The sequence below is a fragment of the Metabacillus crassostreae genome (genome assembly GCF_016908395.1).
GTDB lineage: Bacteria > Bacillota > Bacilli > Bacillales > Bacillaceae > Metabacillus > Metabacillus crassostreae.
This window is the reverse complement of record NZ_JAFBDU010000001.1, coordinates 665,849-687,440: the sequence shown is the minus strand read 5'-3', so window position 1 is coordinate 687,440 and position 21,592 is coordinate 665,849. Positions and strand designations below refer to the sequence as shown.

The following is a 21,592-nucleotide window of genomic DNA, read 5'->3' as shown; positions in this document are numbered from 1 at the left end:
CATTAATATTATCGTTTCTTTATATTGATTCGATCGTTTGTTTAATTATAAAATATTCCATAATAACAATTCTGTAAATATAAAAAATTTAGATTAGGAGAGTAAACACATGAAAACAATCGAAAATAAGCAAGAATTATATACAGAAAGTGTGCACCATTATGTTAATCGTGTATTTGAAACAGTAAAAAAACGTAATCCAAATGAAAACGAGTTCCATCAAGCTGTTAAAGAAGTTTTTGATTCTTTGATACCTGTTCTTGTTAAAAATCCTCACTATATTAAGCAAGGCATCCTTGAAACGATCGTTGAACCTGAAAGAGTGATCTCGTTTCGTGTTCCTTGGGTAGATGATCAAGGTAATGTAATGGTGAACCGTGGATTTCGTGTTCAATATAACAGTGCAATAGGACCATATAAAGGGGGACTAAGATTTCACCCCTCTGTAAATGCCAGTATTATCAAGTTTTTAGGCTTTGAACAAATTTTTAAAAACTCATTAACTGGTCAACCAATTGGCGGAGGTAAAGGTGGTGCAGATTTTGATCCTAAAGGAAAATCAGATCGAGAAATTATGCGTTTTTGTCAAAGCTTTATGACAGAGCTTAGTAAATATATCGGACCTAATACTGATGTTCCTGCTGGTGATATTGGTGTTGGCGCTAGAGAAATCGGCTATTTGTTTGGTCAATATAAAAAAATGCGTGGTGGCTATGAAGCTGGCGTGTTAACTGGAAAAGGCATTGGTTATGGAGGAAGCTTAGCTCGTAAAGAAGCAACAGGATATGGAACTGTATATTTTGTAGAAGAAATGTTACAAGACCAAAATCTAAGCTTTGAAGGAAGCACAGTTGTAGTTTCAGGCTCGGGAAATGTATCGATTTATGCTATGGAAAAAGCTACTCAGCTAGGAGCTAAAGTTGTAGCTTGCAGTGATTCAAATGGCTATATTTATGACCAAAATGGGATCAATTTAGAAACTGTTAAGCGCATTAAAGAAGTGGAAAAGAAACGAATAAGTGCCTATGTAACAGATCACCCAGAAGCGATTTATACAGAAAATTGTCTTGGCATTTGGAGTGTACCTTGTGATATTGCTTTACCTTGCGCAACACAAAATGAAATTGATTCAGCTTCAGCAGAGATGTTAGTTTCAAATGGTGTAAAAGCTGTTGGCGAAGGAGCAAATATGCCTTCAACACTAGAGGCGGTTGAGATTTTCTTAGAAAATAACGTCTTATTCGCCCCTGCTAAAGCGGCAAATGCTGGCGGAGTTTCTGTTTCTGCATTGGAAATGTCTCAAAATAGCTCAAGACTATCTTGGACTTTTGAAGAAGTTGATAGCAAACTACAAACCATTATGAAAAACATCTATCAAAATAGTAAAGAAGCTGCGCGTGAATACGGAGCACCAGGTAATTTTGTAGTTGGAGCGAATATCGCTGGATTTGTTAAAGTAGCAGATGCCATGATCGAGCAAGGTGTTATTTGATTTTTGTGGTATAGGTCTGAACTAAACAAAAAAAGTCATAAATTGATCAATCAATTCTTTTGGTATGAGTTCGGTAATTTACCGGACTCATACCATTTAATTACTACATTATCTTAGTCAATGTTCTTTTCGAGACATACTTTGTTTTTTAATATTTGACTATACATTTTCAATCGGCCATTACTCAAAATGTTCGTTTCTATCATTTTTGGTATAAAAAAATCCAGACGTAAAGGACTTAGTATGACAAAGCTACATTTGGTGTGATCAATTTAATGATAAATAAAAAATGAACAACATTGTCCTAAGTTTTATACGTTTTGCACGATTCCTTAACCTTACACTTCTCCTACATCAAGCAATATCCTTCTTTTGATACACAACAAATGTCAGCAGTGACCCAAGCAACATTATTGCTAGCATAATCACTAAATAAAGTGGTTGGATTGCATTTTCTGCAATCAAATCAGCTGCATCAACATATTTGAATAAGCTAACATATTTTAACACTTCTAATTCTTCTGAGATACCGGATATAACACTTAATAAATACGAGATGAATACAATTCCTAACGAAACCGCTGTTGCTGTGCGTGATTTCTTCATCACAGCCGATAATAGAAAAGACACCGCACCAAATGTCATGTGTAGTAGTAATGTGGAGAGAATGATGATATTAAAAGTATTAAGGAAGACTTGTTCGTCAGCAAATTGAAAGCCGATAAAGCTTGTTGCAACAATAACAGTATTTAATAGAAGAACATTTGTGAAGACAGCAAGTAGTTTTTCTCCGATTACACGAACCCTTGAAATGGGTTTAGATAATAAGAATTCGATTGTTTTTTCGTTTTCTTCTTTAACAATGATGTTAGATGCTAGCATAACCGTATATATACTTCCAAGTAGTGTTGTCATGAAATGAATTTGCATGCCATAGAAACCTAATAATGTGCCAATATCAAGCCGGTTCATTCCAAATGCTTCTTTAAATGAATCTGGATATGCACTCAGCAAATCATTCATCGTTTGTTGATCTTTAGTAAACTGGGGGTACACACTAAGTGTCATAATAATAAGACCGCCCAAAATAATACTCCAAATTATGAGTGACTTTAGATTTTTCTTTAGCTCACGTTGATAAATAAACATGTTCTCGCTCCCTTCTATTCATAAAAATGCATGAACACTTCTTCTAATGAAGGCTCTTCTATTGAAATATCGGAAATGTCCACTGTATGAATATGCTGCAGCAAGTCCTTCATGCTACCACTGTATAAAAACGAACTACTGTCACCATCATGCTCTAGATTGATGATCCCCTCTAGTGTTGAATGAAACACCTTGCCATCCTCCAACATGACATTTACTTTCTTTAAGTTGTTTTTTGTTAATGTTTCAATACGTTCAACTTTTACTAGCTGACCGTCTTTTATAATCGCAACACGATCACACATCTTTTGTACTTCACTTAAAATGTGTGACGAAAAGAAAACCGTTGCACCTTTTTTTCTTTCTTCGTTCAACAATTCAAAGAATATATTTTGCATTAAAGGATCTAATCCACCTGTTGGTTCATCCAAGATTAGTAGTTTCGGTTCATGAAGAAGCGCTTGAACAATACCTACTTTCTTTCGATTACCAAAAGATAAGTCTTCAATCTTTTTCGTTAGATCTAATTGAAGTTTCTCTGCAAGCTCATTGATTCGATTTGTTTGTTTATATTGATGAAATTTTGCAGAGTACAAAAGTAAATCAAGTGCTTTCATGTCATCATAATAATGGACTTCAGATGGAAGATAGCCTACACGCTGTCTAATTTCTTTGGAATTCTTCACAATATCCTTTCCGAAAACTGTTGCACTTCCGCTAGTCGGGTGGATATAGTTTAATAGTGTACGAATTGTCGTACTTTTCCCAGCTCCATTTGGACCAATAAAACCAAAGATCTCACCCTCTTTAATTGAAAAAGAAATATTCTCAATTCCACGACCTTTTTTATACATTTTCGTTAGTTGTTTCATTTCGATTACATTCAAGATGGATCACTCCCCCAATTTCCCTTTCTATATCCCCTGTTTATATAGGAAATACGAATACATAAACGGTACGACAACAAGAATAGCTGTTGTTATAAGAGTTATCGGTAACCAATCCCCATTTAGAAAACCTCCCCCAGCAATACATAATCCACCAATGATCCACAAATACCCTGACAAATGATGTGTTTTATTCCAATTATCGTGACTATTCAGCGTCCATGGTAATTTAATCCCGATCGTATAATTCTGCTTGCATTTAGGTAAATAATTTCCAATGATAATGATCATGATCCCTACTAGCACAGGAGCAATCACTTCAATTTGGATCGGATAGCCAAGAGCTTTGAATAATGTAATTGGCACTAAAATGACTGACAGAAGTGGTGTGATCCATTTTCCGAACTGTTTTAAAACAGAAGATGCATTTGCTTTCTTAGGATCTCCATTTATGACAATATGCGTAAATATATTCATTCCTGCCAAAAATAGAGGTAATCCCCACACTGTTAGTGATTTTGGGGCAAAATTATCTGGATTCCCAGCATAATCCCAGTGAATGGCTATTTGTTTCGGTAAGTCATTATACACTACGAACGAGAGTATTATAGGTAGCAAACAAACTAACGTAGTAGTGATTAACGTCCTATCAATTTTTCTTGTCATTTCCGTTCCCTCCAAACTGTGAAAACCATAACATAACTTCTTCAAACACGGTCACATTTATTTCGTAATAGATGAAATTCTTATACTTTGTTTCGTAAATCAGTCCTGCTTTTTTTAATTGTGACAAATGGTACGAAATTGTCGCACCTGTCATATCAAATTGCTTTGCTATTTGCCCTGCTGACATCTTCCCATCTTTCAACATAACTAAAATTTCTCGACGTACGGGGTCAGAGAGTGCCTTAAATGTTTCCGGAAACCCCACTATAACAGCTCCTTTTCAGTATTTAGAAGTATATCTAAATAGAATTTTACATTATCTTCTAAAATTAGTCTATACCTATTTAGAATAAAATCAAAATAGATCGAGTGGCTGTGTCACTCGATCGTTTATAGGAGACATCTTTTTTTACTTCTGCCCTCTGGTTCATAAACCAATATAATGGAAATTCATTCCATCTTCTCGAAATTTTACCTGTAACCACTAATGAATGAGGATATATAAGAGAAATAAATATTTCAGGGGTTATCATTCAGTTAAATAAATTATACTTTTGAAAATGCGTAAAAGGGTGTACACTAAGTACACCCTTTTACGAGATTTAACTTTATTCCTTTATTGTTAATGAATCCGAACATGTCCTGTTTATTCGGTTATTAGTGAAATGTTTATTTTGTTTCTAGCACCTAGCTTAGTAAGAAACCATCGCACCTCTTTCGTCAAACACAGCTGATGGATTCCAAGCAACTTCCCACAGATTATTTTCAGGATCTGCAAAATAGGCTGTTCTTCCTCCCCAAAAGGCATCACTTGGTTGTCTTAAAATCTTCCCCCCAACAGATCGAACTTCTTCGATAGTAGCATCTACGTCTTCTGCCTTATCAACATTGATGGCAATCGTCACACCGTGGAACTGCTCTGGATGATGGTTGATTTCTACTCCCGCATCCTTCGCTAGCTCTACAATAGGAAAAATTGAAAGCATCACACCTGCTGTTTTAAATGCTGCATAGTTATCGGAACTGAATTCTGTTTCTTCCCAACCTAGTTTTTGATAAAAAGAACGAAGCAAAGGTAAATCATAAGCCCCGATTGTTAACAAACTTACACGCTGCATCACCATAATTGTAGCCTCCTAATTAATTAAGTATGTGTTACTTTCTATAATAGTAGGAGGTTTTCCTGCAACAGTTTATACAAAAACTGCGTTTCATCACTAACAATTATTTATTAATAACTAAATCGTTTTCCCATTTTTCTTCGCATCTGCATCCAAGCCTGCTCCAATAGCTATCCCCATACACATTCCAATCGGTAAGCCTAAGGCGATATTATCAAATATCGTTAAGCCAAACATGACACCTATACTCATTCCTACTGATAAAAATAAACTAAGATAATATCCCTCTGGCAAAAGTTTATGATTTTTTTGAAGATGGGAGTAAGCTGCACGAATGAGCTTTTTATGATGCTTGTAATCAGATTCTTGGAGCTGGTTGTTGTTCTCCAAGATGTGGTTATAATGATTCTCAAATTCTACTAATTGCTGCTCACATTCTTGACAATTACTTGCTAATGTTCCTAATTTATCAATAACTCTTTCACATTTATTTAAATCGAGCCTAGTATTTATTTTTTTGTTATCAATTCTTTTTAATTCATTTAATATTGCTTTTATCTTTTCGACATGTTGCTTCATAGTAATAACCTCCAAATGAAAACCTTCTACAGTTATTTACGTTACACAAGTGAAAAAGTTTCAAGTCGAAAAAAACAGCTCAGCACATTTTTGTACTGAACTGTTTTAGATGTTTTTTTCAAAACGATATTGGTCTTACTCTTTTATACCAGTGTATACAGCAACAGCATCTCTTAAAAATTTGGCTGTACCTTGTTGCTTCTTATCATAATAAGAAGTAAACCTTTCATCATCCACATACATTTGTGTAACACCTGCATGTGCTTCTTTACTATAAGATGGCCAGTAAAACGTTAACCACTGTTTATGCAACTCAGCTGCTCTTTGTCCTAATACCCCTGCAGGATCTCCCGTTTTCATTGCTTCACTTAATGTTTCCATCATTTCACTTTCAATCTTAACTGATTCTTCATACTTTTCTTGTGGCATATTCATGAAGTTTTCATTGGATTTGTTGATGGTTTCTTCACCATATTTTTCACGTATTTCTTTTCCGTATTTGTCTTCATTTTCATTTAAAGCTTTTCTCTTAAAGCCTTCAAATTTTTCACTATCAGTCATAGTTATTCTCCCTTCACTTTGTGCAATGGTTTTTTCCACGTTTTCAATTAGTCGATCTAATTGAAAACGTTTATCAAGGAGACGTTCCTTATGCTCCTTTAACGCTCTAGAAAAGTCAAAGGAAGGATCGGTTATGATGTCTTTTATTTGATTTAGCTGTAATCCTAACTCACGGTAGAAGAGAATTTGTTGCATAAGATTGACTTCATATTGTCCATAAATTCTGTATCCTGATGAGTTGATTCTAGCCGGCTTAAGAATACCAAGCTCATCATAATACCTTAATGTTCTCGTACTCACTCCCGCGATCTCTGCAAGCTTTTGGATTGTATACTCCATCTTGTTAACCTCCTTGATAACTTTACTTTACTTTACACATTTACGTTGCGTGAAGGTCAATAGGTTTATTTCGTTTTTTTATTTTCTTAATTAGTTAGTATTATGTAATAGTATTTTACATCTTGAAAGGCTGTAGTTAATTCAAAAAATGCATCTGACGAAATATAGATTGTAATAAGAGCCATTAAAACTAAAACTGGAACCGCTTGTTTTAATATCTTTCTATTTTTCTTAAAGATTATCAGTGTAGTTATAGCAAGAATTAGAAAGTATGCTACTGCAATAGATAACGTTACGAATGTTGATTCACTGTCATTAACAGCCATTCTAAAACTGTCCAAGGTATCTATATTATGCTTACCTTCATTGATTACAGATCTATCTTCTTTGTAAATGATCTCCCATGTATATGTGTTTTGTTCTTTTGTTACGATATAACCATAACCCAAAACATTTCTTTCACCAATAATGCATGAATAGTCCTGTTTTTCTTCTTCATTTATAGAACAAGCAGTTAGTATTAATAACAAAGATACTAGTAAAATCATAATATACGCTCTCATTTTATTCCCCACTTTTCAGAATACTGTGAAGCTGTTCCATTTCCTAATCTATATACGTCTATAAGGATCTTTTCTGGAATAATGTTGCTAAGTAACATTCTCAAAATCAGTTATTCAAAAGAAAAAGACAGTGTTGAAGTGATATCTTCTCTACTGTCTGTTTAATCCCTCTATCTCAGATTCTACTTTGTAAACTCTTTTGTTTAGTACTTCCGTTTTATCATCAACATGTTCAGTAATTTTTTCTGTGTATGATTCTAGATTTTCAATTAAGTTTTTCTTTAATTTTTGTTGCCCGATTTCTAACCGTTCTTGTCCTGCTTTTAGGTTATCAACATCTTTTTTTAGAGCACCAACATTTGCCTTCAGATCTCTGACATCTGTTTTTATGTCTTTCAGCTCACTTAAAATTTGGTTTAATATATCCTCCACAGTATATACCCCCACTCAAGATATTCCATACTTAATTATATCATCATTAAAATACTTAACCATCAAAAATAATGCCATTGGATACACTAATATCAAAAAATCTCTTTATTTATTGTGCTTAAATACCCCTTCCTATTAGCAACATAAATAGCAATTATACTAAATGCAATTTCCATATAATTTATCACTAATCCATCTCAAAATGATATTGGTTTAATATCATTTTGAGATATATAATGAGACCAAGAAGAACAAAGGAAATGTTTACAAGTACATAAGGGAGGATTTAAAATGAGCCAATCAGCAAGAGATTCTAAAGTGAAAGACTTATTAAATAAGCAAAAATTCAGCGAGAAACAAATTTCAGATATGACAGATCCACAGATTGAATACTTTCACTGGCTCTATTTTGAAGATTCTGTTTACGATTATATGTAAGGTGAGAAATTCGTTAATAATTGAATGATAGTATAAATAAACAGCATTTGTAGCTTATACAAATGCTGTTTTTGTTTGGTTAATACTTTATTTAAATTAGGTATAAAAAGACCCAAGCAAGAATAGGCAATTAAGTGCTTTAATTAATTATATAAAGTAATTCTCTCCTTAAATCCACGAGCAAGTTTAATTTCGTAATTTTTTGGCTTGTTCCTTGTAAAAATACTTCCTAAGTTTAAAATATCTAATCGCCTATTTATCATACTTATTTTCATAAACCAATTATTAATCTTCATGAGTTATTGATTTGACTAACATCAATAAGATTAATTTGTGAATGGTAGACTAATAAAATATTGCTACTCTTAAATATTTACATATATTTTTTAATTGTCTTGAAGCCCTATTACAATCCATTCATCTACAATATCCCAGAAATCCACATTATATTCAGGCTTATCATTGGTAAACCACAATGTCGCTACATCACCTATACAGTTGCTTAAATCTATAGCAACATATCCTCCCATGCCATTTTCAAAAAAACCATATGTTGTAGCCATATTAACTCCTAATGGTCCATCTAATTCTTCAAGTATTCCCCATTCATGATCCTCAAAATGAGTAATGCGTTCTACTGGTACAAGTCCCATAGCTCTACTTGGCAGGTAATAAAAACCATTGTGTAACTTTTCATAGAACTCCTTAATAGATTCTGGAACATTTGACCAATCTTGTTGCATTCCAGAAATAGAATTAGTCGGTATACCACCTTCATAATAAAGTATTTCGTCATTTTCACTCATTACGCTGTAAAGTACTGCATATTGTCCATTATCTATAATTAGTTCAAATTCTAATAAATTCTCTTTCAAGTATGATATAGTATTACTCAATTCTTTTTCACATACACTATTCCATAAAGTTATTAATTTATCTTTCTTTATAGTCTTATCTGTTTCTTTAAATATCTCTACCCAATTTTCAGGCATATTTTCCTTTTCAATATTGAGTAAGTCTCTGTTAGACACAAACTCTATACTTTTTCTATATTGTTTTAAAAAAGATAATTTATCCACCCGAAATCACTCCTTTTTATTTATCCTATTAAATTCATCTATCATTTTTTGGACTCAATTTCTAGTTCTTTTTCTTTTACTGTCATTTTTTCCCTAAATACAGGGTTTACCGGAATATTTTCTTTTTTGTAGATGTACCAATCCGCAAATGATTTTGAACCTTTAGATGTATTAGCTGCTTCACTAAGACATATAAAATTCTCTATAAAATTGGCAATTTCCTTCTGTTGATTGTAAGTTAATGTCTCAAAACCTTCCATACGAGCTATTTTCTTTAGGGAAACAATATGGTCTGCATGCAGTTTTTTTTCAATTATTCTTCCAGGTAAGGCAAAATCCTCAGTTCCAATAATATCATCAATATTTTTGTTAACTTCTCTTTCTATTTTAGAAGATGGTGATGCTCTTCTTAATTTACCATATGTCTCATCGGAAATTTTCCTTTCGCCATATCTTGCACCTTGTGTAATATTTTCACCCGTACCCTTAGTACTATCACCAACACTATCTATCTTCTTACCAATACCATCATAAACTCTATCAACAACTTTACCAGGTTTATTAATCAAAAAGAAACCCGCCAAAGCCCGTTCAGACAAACTCGAATCTTTACTTACAACCGTCATGACATCTTCTAATAAGAAATCAAGCGTAGCTTTGTTCAAATGTCCTGCTTGATGCATATCCCCAGCTAGCTCGGATTGACCACTAAGAACTCTTCGAATATCATCAAAGCTTGATGTGTATTGAGGAGGTGTATTTTTAAGGTAATCTTTAATATTGGACTCTAGATTGCTTTTCATATATTGCTTGATGGCTTCTATTTCTTCGTCTGTAAATGTTTGTTTTACAGCTACATTATCAACCGTTGATTGTTGATTGTTTATTGGTACTTCCAACACTTTTCGTACTACCCCTCATATCTCCAAAAGAAAACCATAGGGACATTTCTTTTGCTTCCTTAGCTTAGCGAAACAAAAGAAGCAAGAGATCCGTCCCTTTGCTTCTTCCATTTGATTTAACATATTATATTATTTTTTTAAAAAGAACTTTCATTGTTCTCTAATATACCAAAATAGCTGTATTAATCCTCATTAAACATTTGCTCATCAACTTTTTCCAGATACCTTTCTGTATCTAAATGAGATTCTATAAGATTATCTAAAAACTCAATGCTAACCTCTCTATTCTCTTCAAATATGTGAACTTTAGCACCAGCCTCTAATAATAAACTTACTATTTTTTTCATTTCCAACAATTCATCAATTTCTAATAGATTATACGATAAGATGAAATGATTATTATTAAGTAATTCTTTTATTTCAGATATACTCTTATTAGTATTTTTTCTTAAAATAGAAATGTACTTGACCTCATTAGTATCTTTTTCTATTTGTATATTCATTTTAGCCATTTAAATGTCTCCCTCCATGAATTAAAAATCATCAATAGGATTAATTGGTTTACCTGGTAGACTATTTTTCCAATTACCTCCATGCCAACCTATGAAGTGCTCATTTGGTGTAGCTGGATATATAATTTCCCCTTTATTCGCTAAGTGCGGATATTGTGAAGCACTGTAGGAATGGTGCCCTTGTACTATTTCTCCATCTACTTTAGGTTTCTTACCATTCAAAATATCATTTAATTTTTCTTGATTCCAGTCTCTTGTTGGAGTATCGTTATTTAATATTCTTTGACGTTCTTGATACCAGAAATCGGTTACACCTGAAGCCCTATGTTTAGCAAATTTTTTATTCCATATAAATTGTTCATACTCAGCTTTTGTAATAGTCCTATTCTCTATTTTCACTCTCAGTTCTTTCATCTTTTTAGCACTTAATTGTTTTTGCTGAATAGGATGTGGGTTTAAATCCAATACCTTAGTTCTATCTGATATTATTTGCTCTTCTGTCCTTGGCTGGCTGGTTTTTTTATGACCAAATTTAGCATTTATTTAATATCACAGAGACCAGTATAAAAATAAAACTCCATGATGTTACTACCATCATGAGCTTTCGATTCTTAAACAAATTATTGTTGTTATCTCATCCCTTTTTATACATGACTAGTGTGTCTATATTTAATTAAATATTAACCATCAATTTAATAATCAAAAAACCTTGAAAGGCATGAGCCAATCAAGGTCAGAAATAGTGATTTATAATCTTCAATTTCTTTCTTTACCTATTCCAATAATAAATAACCAGATTTAACTAAGTGCTGTAGAGAAAGCAGATTCAAGCATAGTATCAAAATCGAAAAAAGTTTCCATATGCTCACCTGAAGGCTTATCTAGTTCAACAAAACTTTTTTTAGAAACATTATAACAATACCAAGCTATATCAGAATCTCCAAAAAAAATTAGCTCATCTTCGTCTTTAATTGACTCCCATGTTTCATTAGCATCAAAAAAACTATCCACCTGATTTATTGGCTTAGAGTCCAAAAAATTTTGGTCAATTCCATATATTTTAAGTCCATTAAATTCAATTCCATTAACTGTTTGTAAAAATTCATAATATTGTTGTGGCAGTATATCTTCACCAAATTTTTCTACTACAGATTTACGAAATCCTGATAACTCATTTTTATTGGTAGGTAAATTGAGTTTTCGATTTCGTTTTTCTCTTATTTTGGAAATCTGACTAACTTGCTCTCTCCACATATAATAACCACCTTCTAAATATTATTTATTCTTTTTAGGAGGATAAATGTCTCCTTCTGGAATAGGAAAATCTACTATCTTACTGTCCCCAGGTTTCATACCCTTTGTTAATGAGTTTTGCTCATTTGTAATAACCTTGTGATATGGATGATTTTTAATTAGAACTAAGTTTTCCACATTATTAGTACCACCTTGATCCAAAGGGATTTTATGATGGACTTACCAACCGTAAGGAACTAATCCGCATTCCATCATATCTTCAATATCATTATCTGAAATTCCAACATTTTTAGTTCTTTTATTTTTTCAGGATTATAAGCCATAGATTTCATCAAGTCTTTCCTTATCATATTAAAATGCTTTCGCAATTGAGCTGTGTCATTGGGAGTTCTTTTATTAAACGTGACCTTTTCTATTTTAACATTAGGAAGTTTGACTTCCTCACCTTTTAATTTACCAACAAAATCAGGACGACTATACGTCGTTGCAACTTTACTAGTACCCTTAGTACCATCACCAACACCATCTATCTTTTTGCTAATCCCATCATAAACTCTATCAACAATTTTACCAGGCTTATTAATTAGAAAAATAGATTCGTTAAAGCCATTAACCGGCACAAGACCTTAGATTCCTAGTTCTGCCTTGACGAGATTTGAAAAAGTTTTTGCGTTTAAGTAAACATCTAAAGCCTGATTCGCCGCATGCATACCTTTGGCGGTTTTATAGATGGCGCCTCCACCTTTGACTATTCTTCTGGCCCATCCAACAACTTTGATAAAACCTGCGGCCGCCATTGCTCCTGCTATCACACGTTAATGTCGTAAATTTAAATAAAACAAAAACACCTGTTACCTAATTGGCAATCAAGTGCTTTATGGTTAATTCTATTAAGTAATCCTTTACTAATCTATCTTTAAAAGATCGAGTTGTAATTTTTAGAATAATCTCCAGTAACTCTTTATTATTCTTTTTCATCCATCTTCTGTTTTAAATAATCAGCAATCTCTATTTGCCCTCTTTCAATAGCAAATTCATAAGCACCCATATCTTTCATTGTATCCCCTGTATACTTAACGGTAATATCAATACCATTTTGAACAAGAAACTTTACAATATCAAGGTGCCCTCCATAAATCGCTGAAAATAGAGGATTTCTATTTGGATCACTAACATCTAATATTGCACCATTATCAAATAAGTACTCTACGATACTAAGTTCACCTTCACTAGCTGCATGTGCAATAGGCGCTGACTTTGGTACACCCTCGTTGATGTTAATATCTATATCAAATTCAACTAAAAATTTTATCATATCCATTTTTCCTGCTCTAGCCGCAACATGTAGCCACGTGCCAAAAGGTGTTACAAAATTAAGCAAACTCTGGTCATTTATAATTAACTCTTTCGCTTGTTCTATATCACCATTCTTAATTAAATCATAGATTTTAATTGCTTTATCCTTATTATCCATAAAATCCTCCTAATATATTTTTATTTCATCGATGCTGCTTCTTCTCCTAGTAACGTAAGCATATCAATCATTTTTTCACGAGTTCCGCCAAAACTATCTACTGCTTTCAACTTATCAACAATAAGTTGTAGACGTTCGATACTGTGCTGGCCTGTAATTCTATTTGGTGCCCAAACAAGATTTTCTTTACCAATTATCGGTTCTATTCCATACTTTTTTAATATGTCTTGACCTTCTCGAACAAGTTCTTGTTGCTTCTGGCCAAGACCTTTTTTGAATAGAATATGATGTGCATGTGGATCTATCATAGCTGTAGGTGGGTCACCTATTAGTCCTCTTAGATACTTACCAAAATCAATTTTTATTAATGCTTTATCATATTCTTTAGTTATGCCTAATTCAGACATCTTTTTATTAATTTCAGCAAGCTCATCTACACTAAAAGTATTATTCTGGATAGCATTTTTAAGCTTATTCATCTTATCGGCATCTACTTTACCGTTCACAATTATATCATTAATATAATCACTTACAGTATTATCCGTACCCTTAGTCCCAACACCTAAAGAAAACTTCGACATCCCTTGGTCAATATCCTTCAATATTTTCATAGGATTCATAACATTTATTGGTGAATTCCCAATAGAACTAATTGCCAAATTTGTTCTAGGATTTTGAAGAAGGAGATTCATACCACCTTGTAATTCTCTACCAAAAGAAATAGCCCCAGTTTTCGTTTTCAGTGTTAGCTGATGCAGATTTCCAATTGTCTCTTCTGTAACAACTTTACCATTCTTCACTAAAGTTGGGATAAACGGCGTAGCCATTAGCGCAGGACCTAGAATACTAAAATATAAACTTTGTTGACGCTGAAGCTCTGTTAATTCGTTTCCGAACATGTCTTTGCCAAGTATATATTCATTAAAACCATTGACTGAAACAAGACCATAGATTCCTAGTTCTGCTTTTTCGAGATTTGAAAAAGTTTTTGCGTTTAAGTAAACATCCAGTGCCTGATCCGCTGCATGCATACCTTTGGCGGTTTTATAGATGGCGCCTCCACCTTTGACTATTCTTCCTGCCCAACCAACAACTGGGATAAAACCTGCTGCTGCCATTGCTCCAGCTGTTACACGTTGAGCTGTTGTAAGTTCAGTACCAGTGATGGGATCAACACCTTCAGAGGCACGGATATAATCGTAATATCCAGTTAACTCACCTGTGAAGTTTTTTACACCTTCCCATGTTTTTTCATACCATGGACGTTGTTTTTGTTCTTCAAGACGTTTCATTTGTTCTCTGGCTTTTTCTTGTTCTTCTTTAAAGTTTAGATAATCGTTTGCTTGATTTTCTGCTTGTTCTTTTAATAGGTATACATCACTAGAATGGAATTGTTCGGCATTAAAATAGATCGGTAGAATTTCATTTCCTTGACGAGTTGCCTCTAGGAGTTGTTGGAATAGTGCCACAACATAATGCTCATCATCCTCAGATAGTGTATATTCTGATTTTAACTTTTCATCAAAATTTTCGACAGCTTGAAGTGTTTCATTTCGACCTTTTTTTGCATCTGCGACCGCATCCATGAACCGATCTGTTGAAAATACATTTAAAGGAACTAAATCATCCACTCGATTAAATATTCGTTTCAATTCATCCTGCTGACTATCAACCATCATCATATAATTTTTCTCATGATGAGATAACTCAGATTCAAGAAAGCTTTGATAAACAACGGTGTTCCCTGTTAAATCATTATCACTGGCATCACCTGGTACTCCTTTAAAGAAAGCGATTTGCCGATCAACAAGTCGTAGCCATGCATCAATAACATCTATTTGAGCCTGGTAAAAACCCTTGATCGCATTTGCCCCTTTTCCTTGTAGAGCATCATCAAGTTGCACAACATCCAAAAAACGTTTCCGTAAAAGAACCAGCTTTTCCCTCAGGCTAGAATACTCCTCAGCCCGATCTTCCATTGACTCAATTAAACTTCTTGCCTCATACACTTTCAAAGACATCGACTACCTTTCTTTCAATTTCTGTTTGTATGTATTAACTCTAGACGAGGTATTTGTAATATCCAATTAAATCCACTTATTATAAATACCATATAAATCCAATCAAATACACAATTTAACAGGCGATTGTTAGAAAAAGGAACTTTGTGCTTATGATTAGTTGTTGTCTATAGGAAGAAAATAACAAAATAATTTATCTTTATTAGGTGAAATGACTTATGAATTGGGGTTAAAATAAGCAGAATGATTTAATCTTGAATTGAATTAATAGTTTATTAAACAAGTGAGTTAAATTTAATGAAACGCAAAAGAGGCTAACTTGAACAATTCTTCAAGTTAACCTTTTTACTTCAAAGACTATTGGTATGAACTCAATAAACATAGAAGTGTGTTTTGCAGTTCTAAAACTTTTCATATTACTGAGTCAAAAATTTATGATAAAAAAAGTAAAGGTTAAGTACTATTGATAAAATACTATTAAAACAATGCTAAACTACTAGTCTAGCATAAATCCTATGAATTTAAATTATTTGTAGGATTTCCATCAGCGTCAGTTCGTAAATACCCTCCCCCATCTTCTTCACTCAAGTTGACGGCAGTATTCCCATCTCCATCTCTCCAATAACCTTCAATCCATACACCATCACGCAAATGGCCTTCTACCCAATGAGGTTGTACATGGTGTGTTCCTGGTTGTTCTGATGTTTCTGTCGTAGATGCAACCTCTGTTTGAGCCACATGAGGTTCTACATATTGCACATTTGAAACTCCTTCAGTTCCTGCATCAGCCATATTTTGAGTAGAGGAAGCTGGTTCGTCACCATCTGCTCCATCAACTAAATCTACAACTCCAACAGCAAGTGTACCTATTGCAACTGTTTTTCCTATATCTCGTAATCCTTGTTTGACTTTTATGTCGTCTCCATCTCTAATTCCCTCATATGCAGTTTTACCACTACCATATGTATTTTTTGCAGTATGATAGACTCCCTTTGCTGTTCTACCTACTGAATCTCCCATATCGTTCAATCCTTGATCCATTTTATGCTTATCATCTTGGATTAATCCTGATGCAGTATTCCAAGCACCATCGGCAATTTGACCCACAGTGTCACCAGCAAATTCGGATGCTTTTTTAACACCATCTCCAACTTCGTTAATAAATTTACTACCAGTTACATCTCCAACAACATTGATTGCCCCACCAATAACAGTTCCTGTTGCTTTACCAGCAAATTTACCCATATCTCTTAAAAATCCCATAACTGTGATTCTCCTCAATAGTTAATTAACGTGAAAAAGACCCACCTAAATAGGTGGATCATCATGTGTAAGAACATCCATCTTAATAGGCGACTCGGCTACCATAGCATTTGCTTTAGGCCCGTAGTTTTGCGTCCCTACCTTTCGATAGGTTTGCCTTTATCTAATAATCTAAAAGTAATAGGTTAATTGTACTATGAAATAATCTATTTTCAAACAAAATATTTTTAAAATTGAATATATTTTACATAGTTCACAAGATTTATTAAGAAATTTAAGTGAATTTGATTTCCTTATATATGGGGTTTGTTGAGCACAAATAAGATAACCTCTTTTAATTATAGTCGAGGTTATCTATTAAATTTTTAGAACGATTGCAACCCATTTTAGCTAACTTTTCTGATGCTCAAAGCAATATATTTTCCCATCAAACTTCTTATTGGACAAACAAAATGATTTAACCTTTTCTGAGACAGTTTTATTACACACACAGCACTTTGCAAGTTATTTTTGATTGTTTACTTCTTCCTCAAAACTCCCTGTTTCCATCTTCAAAGATTGAACATGCTGTTTTCTAATAGACTGATCTTTTATGTTTGCATCAACTAGTGATCTGTAAATACGATCTATATCATTTTCTTTTAAAATAGACTCTTTATTGTTAATTTTAAGAACAGATACTTTCCTATTTATGTACTCAGACAATTCAACATCATATACAATTAATTCATTAGAACCTATTTTTCTATAATTCATTTCGTCAATCTTGAACGTGCAGCGTTTAGTGAATGAAACTACTGAAATAAATTGGTCATGATATTTCGTTTCAATATAGTTCTTAATCCCTTGAATATGTCCATAATTTTGAATAAACGGGTTCATCATCTTAAACTTCCCATTTACTGACCATGTTGTTCTCTCTTTACCACCATAAATAGTACCTTGATAATTCTTTGTTTCAATTACAAAGATTCCATATGGAGTGATCACTATATGATCAATTTGAGAAAAAGCTGATTTGGCTTTACCGTTTTTGATCATGATATCTGATAAATACTTATAACCTTTAGGAAGTTGTGCTAGCTGTATATCGATTTTATATTCACCTATCTCTCCTTTCCTAGTTGCAACCTTTTCATTGTGTTTTTTCTTTGATGTTGATGGATTTACTTTTGAATTTTGTTCTTTTTCTTGCTTATTTTTATTAAATAAGTTTGATAAGAGTTTCATTATTTCTCCTTTTCTTGATAAAAAATATATTACTTAAAGAATACAAAAATATAGCTCAAGAGTTTTATCGTCTCTTAAGCTATATTTTTTATTTTAATCTGCTTTTAGTTATACTATGGATACTGTTAAATATCTCCTCTTCGGTTCCTTCTTGAACAATATCAAAATCTCGACGTTCCCCTACTATATAGATTTTCCATATACCATCTTCTTTAAAGCAACCTGTTACATATGGAATTACCTTCTTTTCACCAATAACTAGATTTAATTTATTTGTATCAATGTTTTGCATTACTATAAGGTTTTCATACTCTATTCTAGTCAAAGTGTTATTCCTCTCTTAATACCCCTATATATTTCAGTTTATTTACAGAAACAGGAGTGTTTAGCTGGACCAACTCTGTCATTAGCAAGGACATGATTTTCACCTTCACCATACCAGGTGCAGCCTTACCTAATAGCATTTATATTCTTACAAAAAAAACAACAACCTACTTTAGATTGTTGTCTTTTCAATAATTTAATAGATATATTTTCGCTTTGGATCTTCAACCCAAAAGATATAATTCTTTTAGAGTTTCTATAAAATCAGCATCCGTTTTTACTCCAATTATATTTATAAGATCATAAAATCGGCTTAGTTTTAGAGTGAAATTGTATTGAACAACCGCGGCACTATTCAAATTTCTAGTTTTATCTATATAAATCTTAGAGTCACTTTTTCCTAAAAATAAAACATTATACCTTTCATTTGTACTTTTTTCTAAAATTATTTTATTTGGCTTAATTTCAAAAAAAGAGTAATACTGTTTAACTGAAGAATTTCTAAATGTATCTTGAATTTTATTTAATGATGTTGCACTCTCAAGATCATTTTGAACATTGGTATCATATTTTTTTACTTCTAGCTTACTTTTCGAAAAGATATATAAAGCTAATACAGATTTATATTCATCTGAAAATGTATCTACTTTGTATTCTTTTCCTCTAACAACTTCATAAAGATCATATTGATTATTTTCTTCATTGAAAGTTAACTTAACTGTATTCTCAGGGTAATCTTCTCCACTTATTGGTGCAACACAAATAATACCTTCTCGCCTTTTTATCACTTTAAATTCAGTTTCAATTAAATTGTATATATCACTTAATTCCATTTTATACTCCTTTATGGATTTATTTGTTTAATAACTCTCAGCTCAATTAATTCTTCTATAGAATAAGGACGTCCATTAGGTTTATATTTAATAATTTGTGTTCCTCCACCTGGCTGATCAAACCAAGGAGCAATCTTCCCTATAGTTACTTCAAAATCATCAATAACCTCATAAATGAAATAAGGAGCTTGTTCACTATGCGGAGCTAAAGCCCTACTTGGGAAGGAATCGCTTTCTGGAGCTAAAAATGATCCTGTTGGACTTCCATATCTATCTATTATCATTCCTGGATGCAATGTTTCCGTTTTTTGTGTTCCCGAAACAAACCCATCATTAGGTGGCCAGTAAATTTCTCCTGTTTCCTGATTATAATATTTTGGATTCTTATATACATTCTCATATTTCTTATATAATTCTTCACTAGGTGTATAATCCCATTTCTTCATATTTTCAGGGATTTTCACATCATCTACATGTTTGCCAACACCTTCTATTCCATTAGCAGTATTAACAGATCTTGTACTTCCGCTAATTTCTCCAAAAGAAAACTTCGACATTCCCTGGTCAATATCCTTTAACATTCGCTTAGGATTCATAACATTTATTGGTGAATTCCCAACTGAACTATACACCAAATTTTTTCTCGGATTTTGAAGAAGAACATTCATTCCACCTTGTAATTCTCTACCAAAAGAGATAGCACCAGTTTTTGTTTTCAATGTTAGTTGGTGTAGTTTTCCAATTGTTTCTTCTTTAATAACTTTACCATTCTTCACTAAACTTGGGATAAACGGAGTAGCCATTAGCGCAGGACCTAGAATACTATAATATAAACTTTGTTGACGCTGAAGATCTGTTAATTCGTTTCCGAACATGTCTTTGCCAAGTATATATTCATTAAACCCATTAACGGACACAAGACCATAGATTCCTAGTTCCGCTTTTTCGAGATTTGAGAAAGTCTTCGCATTTAAGTAAACATCCAGTGCCTGATCCGCTGCATGCATGCCTTTGGCGGTTTTATAGATGGCACCTCCACCCTTAACGATTCTGCCGGCCCATCCAACAACTGGGATAAAACCTGCAGCTGCCATTGCTCCTGCTGTCACACGTTGAGCTGTTGTAAGTTCAGCACCAGTGACGGGATCAACACCTTCAGAGGCACGGATATAATCGTAATATCCTGTTAATTCTCCTGTGAAGTTTTTAACACCTTCCCATGTTTTTTCATACCATGGACGCTGTTTTTGCTCTTCAAGACGTTTCATTTGTTCTCTGGCTTTTTCTTGTTCTTCCTTAAAGTTTAGATAATTGTTTGCTTGATTTTCTGCTTGTTCTTTTAATAGGTATACATCACTAGATTGGTATTGTTCTGCATTAAAATGGATCGGAAGAATCTCATTTCCTTGACGAGTTGCCTCAAGTAGTTGTTGAAATAGTGCCACAACATAATGCTCATCATCCTCTGATAGTGTATATTCTGATTTTAACTTTTCATCAAAATTTTCGACAGCTTGAAGTGTTTCATTTCGACCTTTTTTTGCCTCTGCGACCGCATCCATAAACCGTTCAGATGAAAATACATTCAAAGGAACTAAATCATCCACTCGATTAAATATTCGTTTCAGTTCATCCTGCTGACTATCAACCATCATCATATAATTTTTCTCATGATGAGATAATTCAGATTCTAGAAAGCTTTGATAAACAACGGTGTTCCCTGACAAATCATTATCTCCAGCATCACCTGATATTCCTTTAAAGAAGGCGATTTGCCGATCAATAAGTCGTAGCCATGCATCAACAACATCTATTTGGGCTTGATAAAAGCCCTTGATGGCCTTTGCCCCTTTTCCTTTTAGAGCATCATCAAGCTGAACAATATCCAAAAAACGTTTCCGTAGAAGAACCAGCTTTTCCCTCAGGCTAGAATACTCCTTCGCGCGGTCTTCCATTGAATCTATTAAGCTTCTTGCCTCATATACTTTCAAAGACATCGACTACCTTTCTTTCAATTTCTGTTTGTATGTATTAACTCTAGGCGAGGTATTTATAATATCCAATTAAATCCACTTATTATAAATACCATATAAATCCAATCAAATACACAATTTAACAGCCAATTGTTAGAAAAGGGAACTTTGTGCTTATAAATGATCGTTATCTATAGGAAGAAAGTAACAAAATGTAAAAGCGAAAATAGGTGGATTTGCTTATTAATTGAGCATTAAAATAAGAATATCCCGCTAAGTTAACTCTTAAGGATTTGAATAGTTAATAGCATATAATAGATATAAAAACAAAGGTACAGTTATTAACTTGGTAAAAAAAGGTGTGTTGAGGAAGAAAGAAATTTAGAAAATATTTCTCTCATATTAAATAAAATCCCCTTTTGTTAGGGGATTTTATTTGTTTCCTTTCTTTGATAATTAATAATGGGTATTAAAGCGAAAGACTTTACCAATTTAATAAC

The 21,592-nt window shown here is 33.1% G+C and carries 27 protein-coding genes and 1 riboswitch; of the genes, 2 read left to right on the top strand and 25 right to left on the bottom strand.

Annotated elements, in window-relative coordinates; genetic code table 11:
• The first annotated feature begins 109 nt into the window (after nt 1-109).
• Nucleotides 110-1,492, top strand: coding sequence for an NADP-specific glutamate dehydrogenase (gdhA, locus tag JOC75_RS03855; RefSeq protein WP_204952781.1), 1,383 nt, complete (start codon nt 110-112; stop codon nt 1,490-1,492).
• Nucleotides 1,493-1,846: 354 nt separating this feature from the next.
• On the opposite strand, the gene JOC75_RS03850 is transcribed toward gdhA, so the two are convergent.
• From JOC75_RS03850 to JOC75_RS03810, 9 genes are all read right to left on the bottom strand, one after another.
• Nucleotides 1,847-2,641 carry an ABC transporter permease subunit gene (locus JOC75_RS03850; RefSeq protein WP_204952780.1) on the bottom strand — a complete coding sequence of 265 codons (795 nt, stop codon included), beginning with the start codon at nt 2,639-2,641 and terminating at the stop codon, nt 1,847-1,849.
• A gap of 14 nt (nt 2,642-2,655) precedes the next feature.
• Nucleotides 2,656-3,528 (bottom strand): ABC transporter ATP-binding protein, encoded by an 873-nt coding sequence (locus JOC75_RS03845; RefSeq protein ID WP_204952779.1) that lies wholly within the window; start codon nt 3,526-3,528, stop codon nt 2,656-2,658.
• Between the two features lie 27 nt (nt 3,529-3,555).
• Nucleotides 3,556-4,194 (bottom strand): SdpI family protein, encoded by a 639-nt coding sequence (locus JOC75_RS03840; RefSeq protein ID WP_204952778.1) that lies wholly within the window; start codon nt 4,192-4,194, stop codon nt 3,556-3,558.
• Nucleotides 4,178-4,459: an autorepressor SdpR family transcription factor gene (locus JOC75_RS03835; RefSeq protein WP_204952777.1), complete on the bottom strand. Its 282-nt coding sequence runs from the start codon at nt 4,457-4,459 to the stop codon at nt 4,178-4,180. Before JOC75_RS03835 ends, JOC75_RS03840 begins: the two co-directional genes overlap by 17 nt.
• A 427-nt stretch (nt 4,460-4,886) precedes the next feature.
• A complete protein-coding gene (locus JOC75_RS03830; protein WP_204952776.1) occupies nt 4,887-5,318 on the bottom strand; it encodes a VOC family protein in 432 nt (143 codons plus the stop codon).
• A gap of 114 nt (nt 5,319-5,432) precedes the next feature.
• On the bottom strand, nt 5,433-5,894 hold the full coding sequence (locus JOC75_RS23850) for a glycine zipper domain-containing protein (protein ID WP_239589266.1): 462 nt from the start codon (nt 5,892-5,894) through the stop codon (nt 5,433-5,435).
• Nucleotides 5,895-6,029: 135 nt separating this feature from the next.
• Nucleotides 6,030-6,794, bottom strand: coding sequence for a MerR family transcriptional regulator (locus JOC75_RS03820; RefSeq protein WP_204952775.1), 765 nt, complete (start codon nt 6,792-6,794; stop codon nt 6,030-6,032).
• An 86-nt stretch (nt 6,795-6,880) separates the two neighbouring features.
• Entirely contained in the window at nt 6,881-7,357 is a 477-nt protein-coding gene (locus tag JOC75_RS03815) for a hypothetical protein (protein ID WP_204952774.1), read from the bottom strand.
• A 150-nt stretch (nt 7,358-7,507) separates the two neighbouring features.
• Entirely contained in the window at nt 7,508-7,789 is a 282-nt protein-coding gene (locus tag JOC75_RS03810) for a hypothetical protein (RefSeq protein ID WP_204952773.1), read from the bottom strand.
• Between the two features lie 291 nt (nt 7,790-8,080).
• Here JOC75_RS03810 and JOC75_RS03805 point away from each other — a divergent pair, with 291 nt between their 5' ends.
• Nucleotides 8,081-8,227, top strand: a complete 147-nt coding sequence (locus JOC75_RS03805; protein WP_204952772.1) for a BH0509 family protein — start codon at nt 8,081-8,083, stop codon at nt 8,225-8,227.
• 386 nt (nt 8,228-8,613) lie between these two features.
• Here JOC75_RS03805 and JOC75_RS03800 read toward each other — a convergent pair whose 3' ends face one another.
• From JOC75_RS03800 to JOC75_RS03735, 16 genes are all read right to left on the bottom strand, one after another.
• Nucleotides 8,614-9,306, bottom strand: coding sequence for an SMI1/KNR4 family protein (locus JOC75_RS03800; protein ID WP_204952771.1), 693 nt, complete (start codon nt 9,304-9,306; stop codon nt 8,614-8,616).
• Between the two features lie 41 nt (nt 9,307-9,347).
• Entirely contained in the window at nt 9,348-10,208 is an 861-nt protein-coding gene (locus JOC75_RS23845) for a hypothetical protein (RefSeq protein ID WP_239589265.1), read from the bottom strand.
• 182 nt (nt 10,209-10,390) lie between these two features.
• Nucleotides 10,391-10,720: a hypothetical protein gene (locus tag JOC75_RS03790; RefSeq protein WP_204952770.1), complete on the bottom strand. Its 330-nt coding sequence runs from the start codon at nt 10,718-10,720 to the stop codon at nt 10,391-10,393.
• Between the two features lie 21 nt (nt 10,721-10,741).
• Nucleotides 10,742-11,134: a hypothetical protein gene (locus tag JOC75_RS03785; protein ID WP_204952769.1), complete on the bottom strand. Its 393-nt coding sequence runs from the start codon at nt 11,132-11,134 to the stop codon at nt 10,742-10,744.
• Between the two features lie 384 nt (nt 11,135-11,518).
• On the bottom strand, nt 11,519-11,974 hold the full coding sequence (locus JOC75_RS03780) for a YrhA family protein (protein WP_204952768.1): 456 nt from the start codon (nt 11,972-11,974) through the stop codon (nt 11,519-11,521).
• Between the two features lie 21 nt (nt 11,975-11,995).
• A complete protein-coding gene (locus JOC75_RS23840) occupies nt 11,996-12,151 on the bottom strand; it encodes a hypothetical protein (RefSeq protein WP_239589264.1) in 156 nt (51 codons plus the stop codon).
• Nucleotides 12,152-12,225: 74 nt separating this feature from the next.
• On the bottom strand, nt 12,226-12,594 hold the full coding sequence (locus JOC75_RS23835; protein ID WP_239589263.1) for a hypothetical protein: 369 nt from the start codon (nt 12,592-12,594) through the stop codon (nt 12,226-12,228).
• Nucleotides 12,595-12,600: 6 nt separating this feature from the next.
• Nucleotides 12,601-12,771 (bottom strand): hypothetical protein, encoded by a 171-nt coding sequence (locus JOC75_RS03770; RefSeq protein WP_204952767.1) that lies wholly within the window; start codon nt 12,769-12,771, stop codon nt 12,601-12,603.
• A gap of 167 nt (nt 12,772-12,938) precedes the next feature.
• Complete coding sequence (locus JOC75_RS03765) at nt 12,939-13,448, bottom strand: ankyrin repeat domain-containing protein (protein ID WP_204952766.1); 510 nt, start codon at nt 13,446-13,448, stop codon at nt 12,939-12,941.
• Between the two features lie 20 nt (nt 13,449-13,468).
• Nucleotides 13,469-15,469: a T7SS effector LXG polymorphic toxin gene (locus JOC75_RS03760; protein WP_204952765.1), complete on the bottom strand. Its 2,001-nt coding sequence runs from the start codon at nt 15,467-15,469 to the stop codon at nt 13,469-13,471.
• A 513-nt stretch (nt 15,470-15,982) separates the two neighbouring features.
• On the bottom strand, nt 15,983-16,732 hold the full coding sequence (locus JOC75_RS03755) for a DUF3892 domain-containing protein (protein ID WP_204952764.1): 750 nt from the start codon (nt 16,730-16,732) through the stop codon (nt 15,983-15,985).
• An 85-nt stretch (nt 16,733-16,817) separates the two neighbouring features.
• Nucleotides 16,818-16,900: riboswitch (cyclic di-GMP riboswitch) on the bottom strand.
• A 336-nt stretch (nt 16,901-17,236) separates the two neighbouring features.
• Nucleotides 17,237-17,962 (bottom strand): nuclease-related domain-containing protein, encoded by a 726-nt coding sequence (locus tag JOC75_RS03750; protein WP_239589262.1) that lies wholly within the window; start codon nt 17,960-17,962, stop codon nt 17,237-17,239.
• A gap of 88 nt (nt 17,963-18,050) precedes the next feature.
• Entirely contained in the window at nt 18,051-18,287 is a 237-nt protein-coding gene (locus JOC75_RS03745; RefSeq protein WP_204952763.1) for a hypothetical protein, read from the bottom strand.
• A 4-nt stretch (nt 18,288-18,291) separates the two neighbouring features.
• Nucleotides 18,292-18,426, bottom strand: a complete 135-nt coding sequence (locus tag JOC75_RS24170; protein ID WP_275580242.1) for a hypothetical protein — start codon at nt 18,424-18,426, stop codon at nt 18,292-18,294.
• Between the two features lie 84 nt (nt 18,427-18,510).
• A complete protein-coding gene (locus tag JOC75_RS03740) occupies nt 18,511-19,119 on the bottom strand; it encodes a hypothetical protein (protein WP_204952762.1) in 609 nt (202 codons plus the stop codon).
• An 11-nt stretch (nt 19,120-19,130) separates the two neighbouring features.
• A complete protein-coding gene (locus JOC75_RS03735; protein ID WP_204952761.1) occupies nt 19,131-21,116 on the bottom strand; it encodes a T7SS effector LXG polymorphic toxin in 1,986 nt (661 codons plus the stop codon).
• Between the last annotated feature and the right edge of the window lie 476 nt (nt 21,117-21,592).

What these genes read in the sequence shown, in the direction of transcription:
- gdhA (WP_204952781.1), top strand. Translation starts at nt 110, where the DNA reads ATGAAAACAATCGAAAATAAGCAAGAATTATATACAGAAAGTGTGCAC.
- JOC75_RS03850 (WP_204952780.1), bottom strand. Translation starts at nt 2,641, where the DNA reads ATGTTTATTTATCAACGTGAGCTAAAGAAAAATCTAAAGTCACTCATA.
- JOC75_RS03840 (WP_204952778.1), bottom strand. Translation starts at nt 4,194, where the DNA reads ATGACAAGAAAAATTGATAGGACGTTAATCACTACTACGTTAGTTTGT.
- JOC75_RS03830 (WP_204952776.1), bottom strand. Translation starts at nt 5,318, where the DNA reads ATGGTGATGCAGCGTGTAAGTTTGTTAACAATCGGGGCTTATGATTTA.
- JOC75_RS23850 (WP_239589266.1), bottom strand. Translation starts at nt 5,894, where the DNA reads ATGAAGCAACATGTCGAAAAGATAAAAGCAATATTAAATGAATTAAAA.
- JOC75_RS03820 (WP_204952775.1), bottom strand. Translation starts at nt 6,794, where the DNA reads ATGGAGTATACAATCCAAAAGCTTGCAGAGATCGCGGGAGTGAGTACG.
- JOC75_RS03815 (WP_204952774.1), bottom strand. Translation starts at nt 7,357, where the DNA reads ATGAGAGCGTATATTATGATTTTACTAGTATCTTTGTTATTAATACTA.
- JOC75_RS03805 (WP_204952772.1), top strand. Translation starts at nt 8,081, where the DNA reads ATGAGCCAATCAGCAAGAGATTCTAAAGTGAAAGACTTATTAAATAAG.
- JOC75_RS03790 (WP_204952770.1), bottom strand. Translation starts at nt 10,720, where the DNA reads ATGGCTAAAATGAATATACAAATAGAAAAAGATACTAATGAGGTCAAG.
- JOC75_RS03785 (WP_204952769.1), bottom strand. Translation starts at nt 11,134, where the DNA reads ATGAAAGAACTGAGAGTGAAAATAGAGAATAGGACTATTACAAAAGCT.
- JOC75_RS03780 (WP_204952768.1), bottom strand. Translation starts at nt 11,974, where the DNA reads ATGTGGAGAGAGCAAGTTAGTCAGATTTCCAAAATAAGAGAAAAACGA.
- JOC75_RS03770 (WP_204952767.1), bottom strand. Translation starts at nt 12,771, where the DNA reads ATGGCGGCCGCAGGTTTTATCAAAGTTGTTGGATGGGCCAGAAGAATA.
- JOC75_RS03765 (WP_204952766.1), bottom strand. Translation starts at nt 13,448, where the DNA reads ATGGATAATAAGGATAAAGCAATTAAAATCTATGATTTAATTAAGAAT.
- JOC75_RS03760 (WP_204952765.1), bottom strand. Translation starts at nt 15,469, where the DNA reads ATGTCTTTGAAAGTGTATGAGGCAAGAAGTTTAATTGAGTCAATGGAA.
- JOC75_RS03755 (WP_204952764.1), bottom strand. Translation starts at nt 16,732, where the DNA reads ATGGGATTTTTAAGAGATATGGGTAAATTTGCTGGTAAAGCAACAGGA.
- JOC75_RS03750 (WP_239589262.1), bottom strand. Translation starts at nt 17,962, where the DNA reads ATGAAACTCTTATCAAACTTATTTAATAAAAATAAGCAAGAAAAAGAA.
- JOC75_RS24170 (WP_275580242.1), bottom strand. Translation starts at nt 18,426, where the DNA reads ATGCTATTAGGTAAGGCTGCACCTGGTATGGTGAAGGTGAAAATCATG.
- JOC75_RS03740 (WP_204952762.1), bottom strand. Translation starts at nt 19,119, where the DNA reads ATGGAATTAAGTGATATATACAATTTAATTGAAACTGAATTTAAAGTG.
- JOC75_RS03735 (WP_204952761.1), bottom strand. Translation starts at nt 21,116, where the DNA reads ATGTCTTTGAAAGTATATGAGGCAAGAAGCTTAATAGATTCAATGGAA.